The following is a 12,128-nucleotide window of genomic DNA, read 5'->3' as shown; positions in this document are numbered from 1 at the left end:
CGGGCGAACACACCCCGCATGTCGATCAGTTACGGTGCGTAGCCCGTGCCTCCTCATCGGCCGCCCCACCTGCGCCGACGAGCCCGGACCGCATCCCCTGGAGCCGCGGCGCGAACCGTTTCATCTCGCGCTGCCCGACCGTACCGATGATCCCCGGCAGGTATCCGCGCACACCCTGCATCCCGCGCAGCCACCACTGCCCGTACACATGCGCCGAGCGCCGCTCGATACCGTCGGCGATCCGGTCCACCGCCGGTCCCAGCGGGTACGTCTTGTTCGACGGCCACGGCAGCCGCTGCCGCAGCTCCCGCATGACGTCGTCCTGGTCGGCGCCGCGCACCATGTCCGTGTCGGTCCACGACAGATACCCGACGCCGACCCGCACGCCCTGGTAGCCGACCTCGGCGCGCAGACTGTGCGCGTACGCCTCCACACCCGACTTGGACGCGCAGTACGCCGACATCATCGGCGCCGGCGTCATCGCGGCGAGCGAGGCGATCTGCAGCAGATAGCCACGGCTCTCGACCAGCACCGGCAGGAACGCGCGGGCGGTCACCGCCGAGCCGATCAGGTTGACCTCGATCACCCGCCGCCAGGCCGCCGGATCGGAGTCGATGAACGGACCGCCCGTCGCCACACCGGCGTTGGCGACCACGATGTCGACCTTCCCGAACCGCGCCTTCACCTCCCGCGCGACCCGGCTCATCGTCTCGTGGTCCGTGACGTCGGCGTACCAGTACGCGCTGTCGCTGTGCAGCCGCTCGGAGACCTCCTTCAGCGCCTCCTCCTCCAGGCCGACCAGCGCCACCTTGGCACCGCGCGCGGAGAGCTTGCGGGCGAGCAACTCGCCGACGCCGCGGGCCGCTCCGGTGACGACGGCGACCTGTCCTTCGAGGCTGACCCTGCTCATGCGCCCTCCTTGATCTGCACGGGGTGGGACTCGGGGGTGTGGGACTCGGGAGTGCCGGGGGCGTCCCCCGTGACGTACGTGGTGACCAGTTCCCGGATCCGGCCGGTCACCTTCTCCGGGGCCTCGACCGGGGTCATGTGACCGACGCCCGTCAGCTCGGTGAGACCGACACACTGGGGCAGCGCCGCGACCAGCGCGCGGGCGTGCACCGGGGGCGTGAGCCGGTCGGAGGCGCCGTGCACCACCGCGGTGGGCACACGCAACTCCCGCACGCCGTGGTCGAGGTCGAGCGCCGCCAGCACGGCGGCCCAGGCATGGCGCACGGCGCGCGGGCAGGCGTGCACGATCCGCGCGCAGGCCTCCACCATGTGCGGGGCCGAACCGGCGCCCATGGTGGCGTACTTGAGGATGCCCTTCGCGACCGGAGTGACCGGCCCGAGCGGGGCGGGCGAACCGAGGATGCGGCCGGTGATCCAGGTGCGCACCCGTCCGGCACGCATCGGCACCACGCGCGACTCGGCGACCAGTCGAGAACTGCCGGTGCTGCACAGCAGGACGGCGGCGGCGTGCTCCAGGAAACGGGGGCGCCCGGCGGCCGCCATGACGGTCATGCCGCCCATGGAGTGGCCGACGATCAGGGCCTTCTGTCCGCGCGGGAGGGTCTCGGCGAGCACCGCTTCGAGGTCGTCCGCGAGCGCGGTGGTGGTGCAGGCGGGGCTCGCGGGACTGCGCCCGTGGCCCCTCTGGTCGTACGCGATCACCCGGTGGTCGGTCGCCAACTCCCTTATCTGCGCGGCCCAGAAGGCGGTCGAGCAGGTCCAGCCGTGGGAGAGGACGACGGGGGGCGCGTCCTCGGGTCCGTGCACCTCGACGTGCAACCGGGCCCCGTCGGCGGAGGTCGCGGTGAGGGTGCGCGCGGGAACCGGCGGGGCGTAGGGGCCGCTGGTGACGGAGGTGAGACGGCTCATGCGGCGGCCCCGCTCTTCTTCGCGCCCGTGCCCGGCTTCCCCGCAGCCGACTTCCCCGCGGCCTTCTCGGCCACGCTCTTCCTGGCCGCCGGCTTCTCCGCCGTCTTCCGGATCACCTCGTACTCCGCGAGGTCCACCCGCCGGGTGGCGCGCCGGAACTCCGTTGTCGTACCGGGCCAGATGGTGGTGTTGCGGCCGCTCGCGTCGAGGTACCAGCTGGTGCAGCCGCCGGTGTTCCACACGGTCCGCTTCATCCGCTCCTGGACCTTGTGGTTCCAGGCGTCGACGGCGGCGGGCCGGGCGTCGAGGGCGGTGCGGCCGCCGAGGACGTCGAGCTGGCGCAGGTAGTCGGCCATGTAGTTCAGCTGGGACTCGATCATGAGGATCATGGAGGAGTTCCCGAGGCCGGTGTTGGGCCCGATGATCGTCATCCAGTTCGGGAAGCCGGCGGCCGAGGCGCCGCGCAGCGCCTGCATCCCGCCCTTCCAGGACTCCGCGAGGGTGAGGCCCTCGGCACCCACCACGCGCTCGGCGATGGGCATGTCCGTGACGTGGAAGCCCGTACCGAAGACGATCGCGTCGACCTCGGCCTCGGTGCCGTCGGCCGCGACGACGGTGGAGCCCCGGATCTCACTCAGCCCACTGGCCACGACGTCCACGTTGGGCCGGGCGAGCGCCGGGTAGTACTCGCTGGACAGCAGGATCCGCTTGCAGCCGATGCGGTAGTCGGGGGTGAGCTTGGCGCGCAGGGCCGGGTCCTTGATGGCACGGGCCATGTTGCGCTTGGCGAGCTGCTCGACCAGGCCGAGTTCCTCGGGGTGCTTGGTGAAGGCCTGCACCTGGAGCTCGCGGATGCCCCACAGCAGGCCGCGCCGCAGCTGGGTGGTGAAGGGCAGCGTCCGGTGCAGCGCGCGCTCGGCGCCGCTGATGGCGCGGTCCATGCGCGGCATCACCCACGGCGGGGTGCGCTGGAAGAGGGTGAGCCGGCCGACCTGGCGCTGGATCGCGGGCACGATCTGGATGGCGGAGGCGCCGGTGCCGACCATGGCGACGCGCTTACCGCGCAGGTCGTAGCCGTGGTCCCAGCGGGCCGAGTGGAACACCTTGCCCGGGAAGGTGTCCAGCCCCGGGATCTCGGGGATCTTCGGGTCGGACAGCGGCCCGGTGGCGGAGACGACGACGTCGGCGGTCAGCGGCCCGCTCGCCGTCTCGATGTTCCACCGCAGCCGCTCCGCGTCCCAGCTCATCAGCTTCACTTCGGAGTCGAAGCGGATGTGCGGCCGCAGCCCGAAGACGTCGGTGACGTGCTCCAGGTAGGCGCGGATGTGCTCCTGCCCGGAGAAGGTGCGCGGCCAGTCGGGGTTGGGCGCGAAGGAGAAGGAGTAGAGGTGGGAGGGCACGTCACAGGCGCACCCGGGGTAACTGTTGTCCCGCCAGGTGCCGCCGACGCCGTCGGCCCGCTCCAGGACGACGAAGTCGGTGATCCCCTCGCGGCGCAGCCGCACGGCGGCCCCCAGACCGCCGAAGCCGGACCCGATCACCGCCACCCGTACATGCTCGTGCTCGGCCATCCCGAAGCCTCCACGCATCACCATCGACTCTGCCAGTGAACACTGGCGCAATGGGACTGTAGAGCAGCCCCGTACCGAGCGGTAGGGGTCGGGGAAAGGAAAGTTACCGGCGGTACAACATAGGCTTCGGACGTGGCAGACGACGGCGAACACAACGGACAGGAAAGCGGGCAGGAAAGCGGACCGGCCGGCGCCCCGCGCGAGTACCGCATGGAGGAGCTGGCCCGCCTGGCCGGCATCACCGTGCGCACCCTGCGCTTCTACCGCGAACGCAAGCTGATCCCGCCCCCGCGCCGCGAGGGGCGCCTCGCCTGGTACGACGACCACCACCTGGCCCGCCTGCGCACGATCTCGGCGCTCCTGGAACGCGGCCACACCCTGAACGGCATCGCGGAACTGGCCGAGGCCCTCGACCACGGCCGGGACGTCGCCGACCTCCTCGGCGTCACCCCCACCGAGGAGGAACCGGTCCGGCTCACCCCCGAGGAACTCGCCGCCCGCTTCGAGGGCGAGGTCACCCCCGAGAACCTGGCCGCCGCCATGGACCTGGGCTACCTCGGCACCGACGGCGACGAGATCGTCCACATCAGCCGCCGCCTCCTCGACGTCTCCTCGGCCCTGGTCCGCGAGGGCATCCCCCTCGCCGAGGTCCTGACGGCCGGCCGGCGCGTCCGGGAACACGCCGACGCCCTGGCCGAGCTCTTCGCCGACCTCATCCTGCGCCACGCCCCCGAAGAAGACCTCCACCGCCTGCGCCCCCTCGCCCGCAGCGTGGTGGAAGCGGAACTCTCCCTGGCCCTGGACCGCCGCATGAACAAGCGGGACTGAGGGGCGGCGCGACCGGGGGACGCTACAGGTCGTACACCACGGTCACCGGCGCGTGGTCGGACCACCGCTCGGCGTGCGTGGCCGCGCGCTCGACGAAGCCCTTGACCGCCTTCCCGGCGAGCCGGGAGGTGGCCACGTGGTAGTCGATGCGCCAACCTGTGTTGTTGTCGAAAGCCCGCCCCCGGTACGACCACCACGTGTACGGCCCCTCGACGTCCGGGTGCAGGGCTCGGACGACGTCGACGTAGCCGCCGTCCTCCGCGGTGAGCACGCGGCCGAGCCACTCCCGTTCCTCGGGCAGGAAGCCGGAGTTCTTGGTGTTGCCGCGCCAGTTCTTGAGGTCGGCCTGCTGGTGGGCGATGTTCCAGTCGCCGCAGACGAGGACCTCGCGGCCGTCGGCGGCGGCGCGCTCGCGCAGGTCCTTGAGGTGGGCGAGGAACGCGTCCATGAAGCGGACCTTCTCGTCCTGCCGCTCGGTGCCGACCTCGCCGGCGGGCAGGTAGAGGGAGGCGACGGTGACGCCGGGCAGGTCGGCCTCGACGTAGCGTCCGCTGCCGTCGAACTCGGCCGAGCCGAAGCCGACCCGGACGCGGTCGGGCTCGCGGCGCGTGTAGAGGGAGACGCCGGCGCGGCCCTTGGCGGCGGCCGGGGCGTGCACGACGTGCCAGCCGTCGGGCTCCCGGACCTCCTCGGGCAGCTGGTGCGGCTCGGCGCGGACCTCCTGCAGGCAGACGACGTCCGCGGAGGTCTGGGCGAGCCACTCCACGAAGCCCTTCTTGGCGGCGGCCCGCAGTCCGTTCACGTTCACCGAGGTCACAGTCAGCACCAGGGCACGATACCGGCACACTGGGAAAGTCCGATGCCCTGTCCATTCGCATAGAAGTACGATTTCACGCATGCATATTCGCCGTGTTCGATTCGATCACCCCGACGCCGTCAAACTCAACGACGAGGTCCAGGCCGAGTACCACCTGCGCTACGGCGACGGCGGCGACGCCACCGTCCTCGACGCCGCGGACTTCGACCCGCCCCGGGGCGTGTATCTGATCGCGTACGACGAGCACGACCGCCCGGTCGCCACCGGCGGCTGGCGCAGCCAGGACGACAACGGCGAGGGCAACGAGGACGGCGACGCCGAACTCAAGCGCATGTTCGTCGTCGCCGAAATGCGCGGGCTGGGGCTGGCCCGCCGCATCCTCGCGGAGCTGGAGGAGGACGCCCGCGCGGCCGGCCGCGTCCGCATGGTGCTGGAGACCGGTACGAAGCAGCCGGAGGCCATCGCCCTGTACACGTCCACCGGCTACGAGCCCTGCGTCAAGTTCGGCTACTACCGCCACTACGAGGACAGCCGCTGCTACGCGAAGCGGCTCTGAACGTGCTGAAGCCCCGGTCGGATTTCTCCGACCGGGGCTTCATGCTGCGTGGACCTGAGGGGATTTGAACCCCTGGCCCCCTCGATGCGAACGAGGTGCGCTACCGGACTGCGCCACAGGCCCTTGCAACGAGTGAAACTCTAGCATCCCTCTCGGGGTGCTTGGAAATCCGTTCCCTGACTGGTCAGGGCGCGCTTCCACTGGCGTGACGGCGGTCACTCGTTGGCGGCGCGTGGGCGGTCGCCGTCCTCGTACTGGTCGAACAGGGGCGTGCGTCCGCGCTCGCGTGCCCGGCGCGCGGAGGCGGCCCGCCGCGCGTCGTTGCGGGGGCCCGCCGCCGGCTTGTCCTCGGCCGGGGGTGCCGGTTCGTCGGCCGTCGCCTCGGGCGCGTGTCCCGTCTCCTGCTCCGGCGCGACCGGGCTGGAGCGCGCCGAGCTCCAGGTGTCGGGGGCGCCGAGGTCCACGTCGGAGGTGGCCCGGGGTGCGACGGGGGCGGTGACGTAGGTCGGCAGCGGTACCGGCACCGGGTCCCAGCTGTCGCCGTGGCCCGGCCGCCGCTGCCGCTCGCGCTGCTGGTCGACCCACTCGGCGTGGTCGGTCTGCTCGACGAGGGCGCGTCGGTCGGCGGCGAGGGACGCGGAGAGGGCGGGGTCGGTCGCGGGCTCCGAGCCCTCGTCCGGTTCGTCGGCGCCGGGGTCCGCGGCGAGGGGCGCGCGCCGACGCGGCTGGCGCACGTGCTCTCGCAGCCGCTGGGCCGCGGCCTCGGCGCGCCGGCGGTCCATCTGGTAGGCGAACCGGCGGCGCTCCTGCGCGCGCAGGTAGGCGATGTACGTGCTGAGCAGGACGGCGGGTACGCCGGGCGCCCACAGGAAGGCGAGTCCGCCGACGGCGGCGACGATCGCGCCGAGGGTGAAAGTGAGGAAGAGCATCACGGTGGTGCGCCGTCGGCGTGCGAGGACCTTCGAGCGCTGGGCGCGTGCCGCGGCCGCCTGTGCCGAGGGCGCACGCCGTGCGGCCGGCACACGCTTTCGCGCGGGCACGGAAGGGGACTTGGGCGCGGGTTCCGCCGCCTGGTCGCGTGCTCCCGCCTGCTCACGTGTCGCCGCCTGGTCGCGTGCCGCCGCTTTGTCGGGTCGTACCGCCGCCTGGTCGCGCGCCGGTTCGGCTCGCCCGGGTACCTCCGGCTCGGCGTCCGCGCGGACCTGACGGCGCGTCGGAGGCATGGCGAAGGCCCGGACGTCCACCGAGTCGGTGACGGCGTCCGGATCACCGGCGTCCTGCTCCCCCTCCTGGGCGGAGCGCGCCCGCAGGTCCCTGGCGTACCGGCGCTCCATCCCCGCCCGTCCGGACAGCAGCCGGATGGCGGTGCTGAAGCGTTCCGTCGGACGGGCCTCGTTCAGCTCGTCCTGCCTACGGAGCCACATCGGCACCAAGTAGGCGGCCCAGGCCCCGACAATGACTGCGTAGATGAGGCCGCTGCTGCTCACGCCTCACACGGTAGAGGGGTTTGCGTGAGGCCATCTGCCAATTGGGCCGGTGTGTCGCACGATCTGGCTGATATTTCGAGCTTTTTTTGCGACCGATGCGATCAGCGGACCACCGAAGTCGCGAATTGAATGCCCGGAGGCAGTCACCGACCGATCAATTTCGAACACATATTCAATTTCCAGGGGTCGGCATCCGCCTACAGGGGATTCCCCGGGGTGTCCTGCGTCTGCGACGCCCTCCGAGAGCGTTCCCGCTGCCAGCGTCCGAGCAACCCCTCGGGCACTTCTTCCGCCGTGAGCGCGTAGACGAGGTGGTCGCGCCAGGCTCCGTCGATGTGCAGATATCGCGGCCGGAGCCCCTCCTCGCGGAATCCGAGTTTCTCCACGACCCGGCGGCTGGGCCGGTTCTCGGGGCGAATGCAGACCTCGAGGCGGTGCAGCCCGACGGTGCGGAAACAGTGGTCCACCGCGAGCGCGACGGCCGTCGGCATCACCCCGCGCCCGGCCACGGCCTCGTCCACCCAGTAGCCGACGTGCCCCGAGCACATCGACCCCCAGGTGATCCCGGCGACCGTCAACTGCCCGACGAGCCGCCCCTGGTACTCGATGACGAACGGCAGCATCCGGCCCGCGTGGGCCTCGGAACGCAGGTGCCGGACCATCTGCCGGTAGGTCGGCCGGTGCGTGATCGGCCCGCTCGGCGTGGGCGGCGGAATGGTCGCCTCCCAGGGGCGCAGCCAGTCCCGGTTGCGCCGGTTCACCTCGCGCCAGGCCCGCTGGTCGCGCAGCTTTATCGGGCGGAGGACGACGTCTCCGTCCACCAGCACGACGGGCCAGGATGGGCTGTTCAGCTCGCACCCCCATGACTGGGTCTCGGGTGGTCGCCGCCGCGGATCTGCTCCACGGCGTGCGCCAGCAGCGGCTCCAGCACGGCGAGGCCGTCCTTCACCCCGCCGGTGGAGCCCGGCAGATTGACGATCAGCGTCCGCCCCGCCACCCCGGCCAGGCCCCGGGACAGCGCGGCGGTCGGCACCTTCTCCCGTCCGAACGCACGGATGGCCTCCGCGATGCCCGGCACCTCGTGGTCGATCACGGCGCGGGTCGCCTCGGGCGTGCGGTCCGTGGGCGAGATGCCGGTGCCGCCGGTGGTGACGATGGCGTCGTACCCGGCGTCGACACCGGCGCGCAGCGCCGCCTCCACGGGAGCGCCGTCGGGGACGACCTCGGGGCCGTCGACGTCGAAGCCGAAGGCCTTCAGGCCGTCGGCGATCAGGGGTCCGCCCCGGTCCTCGTAGACCCCGGCGGCGGCCCTGTTCGAGGCGGTGACCACCAGAGCGCGGTAGGTCATGCCCGGCTCCAGTGACCCGACTTGCCGCCCGTCTTCTCCTCCACGCGCACGTCCGTGATGACCGCTCCCTTGTCGACCGCCTTCACCATGTCGATCACGGTCAGCCCGGCGACCGCCACGGCGGTGAGAGCCTCCATCTCGACACCCGTGCGGTCCGTCGTCTTCACGGTCGCCGTGATCTCCACGGCGTCGTCCGCGACCGACAGATCCAGTGTCACACCGGACACCGACAACGGGTGGCACAGCGGGATCAGGTCCGGGGTCCGCTTGGCGCCCATGATCCCGGCGATCCGCGCGGTGGCCAGGGCGTCGCCCTTGGGCACGCCCTCGCCGCGCAGCAGCTCGACCACGTGCGGTGACACCAGGACCCGGCCGCTCGCGCGCGCGGTGCGGGCGGTCACGTCCTTCTCGGAGACGTCGACCATGCGGGCCGCGCCCGCCTCGTCGAGGTGCGTCAGTCGATCCTGCGTACTCATGGTGTGTGGCGCTTCCCGGTCGCGGCCCGTCGCAGTGCGGTGCACAGGCCTGTTGTGCGCGACACGGTACCGCCAAGCCGGGACGGGCACCGGGGCAGGACCCCCCGGGCGGGCCCGGGGGGCTGCCCGCGCGCGTGCGGCCGGTCGCGGGTCAGCCGAGCAGGACGACCTCGACCTCCGTGCCGGGCTCGGCGGAGTCGATGTCCTCGGGGAGGACGATCAGCGCGTCGGCGTGCGCCAGCGCCGCGATCAGGTGGGAGCCGGCGCCGCCCACGGGGGTCACCTCGCCGTCGGCGTACGTCCCGCGCAGGAACTGCCGGCGTCCCTTGGGCGAGCGGAGTGCCTTCTCCGTCCGCAGGGTGGCCCGGGTGCGGGGCCGGTGGATGTCGTCCAGGCCCATCAGGGCGCGGATCGCGGGGCGGACGAACAGCTCGAAGGAGACGTACGACGAGACGGGGTTGCCGGGCAGGGCCAGCAGGGGGGTGTGGTCGGGGCCGATGGAGCCGAAGCCCTGGGGCTTACCGGGCTGCATGGCCAGCTTGCGGAACTCGACGCCGCTGCCCGCCTCGTCCTCGTCGCCGACGTGCGCCAGCGCCTCCTTGACGACGTCGTACGCGCCGACGCTCACCCCGCCCGTGGTCACCATCAGGTCGGCGCGGACGAGCTGGTCCTCGATGGTGGACCGGAGGGTGTCGGCGTCGTCGGCGACGGCGCCCACCCGGTAGGCGATGGCGCCCGCGTCCCGGGCGGCCGCGGTGAGGGCGAAGCTGTTGGAGTCGTAGATCTGGCCGCTGCCCAGGGCCTCGCCGGGCTGGACGAGTTCGCTGCCGGTGGACATGACGACCACGCGCGGGCGCGGGCGCACGCGTACCGTGCCGCGGCCGATCGCGGCCAGCAGCGCGATCTGGGGCGGGCCGAGGATCGTGCCGGCCTCCAGGGCGCGGTCGCCGGCCTTCACGTCGCTGCCCTTGTCGCGTACGTGCGCGCGTGCCTCGGCGGGGCGGTGCACGCGCACCTGCCCCTCGGCGCCGTCGGGGGCCAGGCTGCGGGCCCGCATGCCGCTCACGGGCCCCTCGCCGAGTCCGCCGTCGGTCCACTCGACGGGGACTACGGCCTCGGCGCCGGGCGGCAGCGGGGCGCCGGTCATGATGCGCGCGGCCTGCCCGGGGCCGACCCGGACGAGGTCGCCCGCGCCCGCCGCGACGTCCCCGACGACCTCCAGGACGGCCGGGAACTCCTCGCTCGCGCCCGCGACGTCCGCGACCCGCACCGCGTACCCGTCCATGGAGCTGTTGTCGAACGGGGGCAGGGACACCGGCACCATCACGTCCTCGACCAGGACGCAGCCCTGGGCGTCGAGGAGTTGCAGCTCGATGGGGTCGAGCGGGCGGACGGTGCTGAGGATGTCCTCCAGGTGCTCGTCCACCGACCACAGGTGGTCCGGGCCGGCGGGGCGGGTCGCGGCGCTGCTCAACGTTCCTACATCTCCTCGGCTACGTAACTGCGAAGCCAGGTCCGGAAGTCCGGGCCCAGGTCTTCACGTTCGCACGCGAGTCGGACAATGGCACGCAGGTAGTCGCCACGGTCTCCGGTGTCATAGCGGCGGCCCTTGAAGACGACGCCGTGCACCGGGCCGCCGACCTTCTCGTCCTCGGCCAGCTGCTGGAGGGCGTCGGTGAGCTGGATCTCGCCGCCGCGGCCGGGCTCGGTCTTGCGCAGTATGTCGAAGATGTGCGGGTCGAGCACGTAACGGCCGATGATCGCGTAGTTCGAGGGGGCGTCCGCCGGGTCCGGCTTCTCGACCAGGCCGGTCACCTTGACGACGTCGCCGTCGGCGGTGGTCTCCACGGCCGCGCAGCCGTAGAGGTGGATCTGCTCGGGGGCGACCTCCATGAGGGCGATCACACTGCCGCCGTGCTGCTCCTGGATCTCGATCATGCGCTGGAGCAGGGGGTCGCGGGGGTCGATCAGGTCGTCGCCGAGGAGGACGGCGAAGGGCTCGTGGCCGACGTGCGGGGCGGCGCACAGCACGGCGTGGCCGAGGCCCTTGGGGTCGCCCTGACGCACGTAGTGCATCGTGGCCAGGTCGCTGGACTCCTGCACCTTCGCGAGCCGTTGGGCGTCGCCCTTCTTCTGGAGCGCCGATTCCAGCTCGTAGTTGCGGTCGAAGTGATCCTCGAGGGGACGCTTGTTGCGTCCGGTGATCATGAGGACGTCGTCGAGCCCCGCCGACACGGCCTCCTCGACCACGTACTGGATCGCCGGCTTGTCCACGACCGGCAGCATCTCCTTGGGAGTGGCCTTGGTGGCCGGCAGGAACCGGGTACCGAGACCTGCTGCGGGAATGACAGCCTTGCTGATCCTGGGGTGCGACTGAGTCATGCCCGCAACCTTATCCGGTGCCTTTGTGCACAATCTGTGGCTCCGGTTACCTGACCCACATATGAGCACACCGAGAAGGATGCAAGAGCGACCAGTGGAACACGACGGACGCACGACCGAGCCTGACAAGCGTATGTTGCGACGGGAGTTCCTCGCGGTGAGGAACAGGTTGACGGCGGATGTCGTCGACGAGACGGGCGAGGCGCTGGCCCGGCGCGCCCTCGAACTGCCGGAACTCGCGGACGCGCGCACGGTGGCGGCGTACGTCTCCGTCGGCACCGAGCCCGGCACGCTCGCGCTGCTGGAGGCGCTGCGCGCGCGGGGCGTGCGCGTCCTGCTGCCCGCGCTGCTGCCCGACAACGACCTCGACTGGGGCGAGTACACCGGCCCGGACTCCCTCGCGCGGGTACAACACGGCGGGAAGATGGCGCTGTTCGAGCCTTCGGGAGCGCGCCTCGGCCCGGACGCCGTGATCTCCGCGGACGTCGTCCTGCTGCCCGGGCTCGCGGTGGACGCCCTCGGGATGCGGCTGGGCCGCGGCGGAGGGTCGTACGACCGCGTGCTCGCGCGTCTGGAGCGCGCGAAGGCCCGCCCCGCGCTCGTGGTGCTCCTCTACGACACGGAGGTCGTCGCACGCGTCCCGGCGGAGGCGCACGACCGGCCGGTGCACGCGGTGGTGACCCCGTCGGGCGTGCGCCGCTTCACGAGCCCCTGATCCCGTTCCCCGTCCCCCGCGCCCCGCGTCTCACGTCCCGCATGTCGCGTCTCACACGGAACGGCCCTCC

The 12,128-nt window shown here is 72.1% G+C and carries 13 protein-coding genes and 1 tRNA gene; 3 read left to right on the top strand and 11 right to left on the bottom strand.

Going from position 1 to position 12,128, the window contains the following annotated elements; genetic code table 11:
* Window positions 1-25: 25 nt before the first annotated feature.
* From ABZ865_RS20335 to ABZ865_RS20325, 3 genes are read right to left on the bottom strand one after another with little or no spacing between them, the layout of a single operon-like run.
* Entirely contained in the window at window positions 26-910 is an 885-nt protein-coding gene (locus ABZ865_RS20335) for an SDR family oxidoreductase (protein ID WP_361231859.1), read from the bottom strand.
* On the bottom strand, window positions 907-1,878 hold the full coding sequence (locus ABZ865_RS20330; RefSeq protein ID WP_361231857.1) for an alpha/beta hydrolase: 972 nt from the start codon (window positions 1,876-1,878) through the stop codon (window positions 907-909). Before ABZ865_RS20330 ends, ABZ865_RS20335 begins: the two co-directional genes overlap by 4 nt.
* Window positions 1,875-3,449 carry an NAD(P)/FAD-dependent oxidoreductase gene (locus ABZ865_RS20325; protein ID WP_361231855.1) on the bottom strand — a complete coding sequence of 525 codons (1,575 nt, stop codon included), beginning with the start codon at window positions 3,447-3,449 and terminating at the stop codon, window positions 1,875-1,877. The genes ABZ865_RS20330 and ABZ865_RS20325 overlap by 4 nt, the downstream gene beginning before the upstream one ends.
* A 210-nt stretch (window positions 3,450-3,659) precedes the next feature.
* Here ABZ865_RS20325 and ABZ865_RS20320 point away from each other — a divergent pair, with 210 nt between their 5' ends.
* Window positions 3,660-4,277 (top strand): MerR family transcriptional regulator, encoded by a 618-nt coding sequence (locus tag ABZ865_RS20320; protein WP_361232282.1) that lies wholly within the window; start codon window positions 3,660-3,662, stop codon window positions 4,275-4,277.
* A 22-nt stretch (window positions 4,278-4,299) separates the two neighbouring features.
* On the opposite strand, the gene ABZ865_RS20315 is transcribed toward ABZ865_RS20320, so the two are convergent.
* On the bottom strand, window positions 4,300-5,103 hold the full coding sequence (locus tag ABZ865_RS20315) for an exodeoxyribonuclease III (protein ID WP_361231853.1): 804 nt from the start codon (window positions 5,101-5,103) through the stop codon (window positions 4,300-4,302).
* Between the two features lie 70 nt (window positions 5,104-5,173).
* Between ABZ865_RS20315 and ABZ865_RS20310 the strand changes: the two genes are divergently transcribed.
* Window positions 5,174-5,650 carry a GNAT family N-acetyltransferase gene (locus tag ABZ865_RS20310; RefSeq protein WP_361231851.1) on the top strand — a complete coding sequence of 159 codons (477 nt, stop codon included), beginning with the start codon at window positions 5,174-5,176 and terminating at the stop codon, window positions 5,648-5,650.
* 49 nt (window positions 5,651-5,699) lie between these two features.
* Here the strand turns inward: ABZ865_RS20310 and ABZ865_RS20305 are convergent.
* The 7 genes from ABZ865_RS20305 to galU form a co-directional block, all read right to left on the bottom strand.
* Window positions 5,700-5,773: transfer RNA gene (locus ABZ865_RS20305), tRNA-Ala, on the bottom strand.
* Between the two features lie 92 nt (window positions 5,774-5,865).
* Complete coding sequence (gene glpR, locus ABZ865_RS20300; RefSeq protein WP_361231848.1) at window positions 5,866-7,137, bottom strand: gephyrin-like molybdotransferase receptor GlpR; 1,272 nt, start codon at window positions 7,135-7,137, stop codon at window positions 5,866-5,868.
* Window positions 7,138-7,334: 197 nt separating this feature from the next.
* Entirely contained in the window at window positions 7,335-7,964 is a 630-nt protein-coding gene (locus tag ABZ865_RS20295) for a GNAT family protein (RefSeq protein WP_361231846.1), read from the bottom strand.
* A gap of 20 nt (window positions 7,965-7,984) precedes the next feature.
* Entirely contained in the window at window positions 7,985-8,485 is a 501-nt protein-coding gene (locus ABZ865_RS20290) for a MogA/MoaB family molybdenum cofactor biosynthesis protein (RefSeq protein WP_361231844.1), read from the bottom strand.
* Window positions 8,482-8,961: a cyclic pyranopterin monophosphate synthase MoaC gene (gene moaC, locus ABZ865_RS20285; RefSeq protein WP_361231842.1), complete on the bottom strand. Its 480-nt coding sequence runs from the start codon at window positions 8,959-8,961 to the stop codon at window positions 8,482-8,484. Before moaC ends, ABZ865_RS20290 begins: the two co-directional genes overlap by 4 nt.
* 151 nt (window positions 8,962-9,112) lie before the next feature.
* A complete protein-coding gene (gene glp / locus ABZ865_RS20280) occupies window positions 9,113-10,435 on the bottom strand; it encodes a gephyrin-like molybdotransferase Glp (RefSeq protein WP_361231840.1) in 1,323 nt (440 codons plus the stop codon).
* 5 nt (window positions 10,436-10,440) lie between these two features.
* Window positions 10,441-11,343: a UTP--glucose-1-phosphate uridylyltransferase GalU gene (galU, locus tag ABZ865_RS20275; RefSeq protein ID WP_361231838.1), complete on the bottom strand. Its 903-nt coding sequence runs from the start codon at window positions 11,341-11,343 to the stop codon at window positions 10,441-10,443.
* A 133-nt stretch (window positions 11,344-11,476) separates the two neighbouring features.
* Here galU and ABZ865_RS20270 point away from each other — a divergent pair, with 133 nt between their 5' ends.
* Complete coding sequence (locus tag ABZ865_RS20270) at window positions 11,477-12,058, top strand: 5-formyltetrahydrofolate cyclo-ligase (protein WP_361231836.1); 582 nt, start codon at window positions 11,477-11,479, stop codon at window positions 12,056-12,058.
* The last annotated feature ends 70 nt before the right edge of the window (window positions 12,059-12,128 follow it).

The sequence above is a fragment of the Streptomyces sp. NPDC047085 genome (assembly GCF_040643735.1).
GTDB lineage: Bacteria > Actinomycetota > Actinomycetes > Streptomycetales > Streptomycetaceae > Streptomyces.
Note: the sequence above shows the minus strand (reverse complement) of the source record. Positions and strands in the feature narration are given on the sequence as shown.

Excerpts from the sequence above, each read along its gene's own strand:
- ABZ865_RS20335 (WP_361231859.1), bottom strand. The coding sequence starts at position 910 with ATGAGCAGGGTCAGCCTCGAAGGACAGGTCGCCGTCGTCACCGGAGCG.
- galU (WP_361231838.1), bottom strand. The coding sequence starts at position 11,343 with ATGACTCAGTCGCACCCCAGGATCAGCAAGGCTGTCATTCCCGCAGCA.
- ABZ865_RS20320 (WP_361232282.1), top strand. The coding sequence starts at position 3,660 with ATGGAGGAGCTGGCCCGCCTGGCCGGCATCACCGTGCGCACCCTGCGC.
- ABZ865_RS20290 (WP_361231844.1), bottom strand. The coding sequence starts at position 8,485 with ATGACCTACCGCGCTCTGGTGGTCACCGCCTCGAACAGGGCCGCCGCC.
- moaC (WP_361231842.1), bottom strand. The coding sequence starts at position 8,961 with ATGAGTACGCAGGATCGACTGACGCACCTCGACGAGGCGGGCGCGGCC.
- ABZ865_RS20270 (WP_361231836.1), top strand. The coding sequence starts at position 11,477 with ATGTTGCGACGGGAGTTCCTCGCGGTGAGGAACAGGTTGACGGCGGAT.
- ABZ865_RS20330 (WP_361231857.1), bottom strand. The coding sequence starts at position 1,878 with ATGAGCCGTCTCACCTCCGTCACCAGCGGCCCCTACGCCCCGCCGGTT.
- ABZ865_RS20325 (WP_361231855.1), bottom strand. The coding sequence starts at position 3,449 with ATGGCCGAGCACGAGCATGTACGGGTGGCGGTGATCGGGTCCGGCTTC.
- ABZ865_RS20310 (WP_361231851.1), top strand. The coding sequence starts at position 5,174 with ATGCATATTCGCCGTGTTCGATTCGATCACCCCGACGCCGTCAAACTC.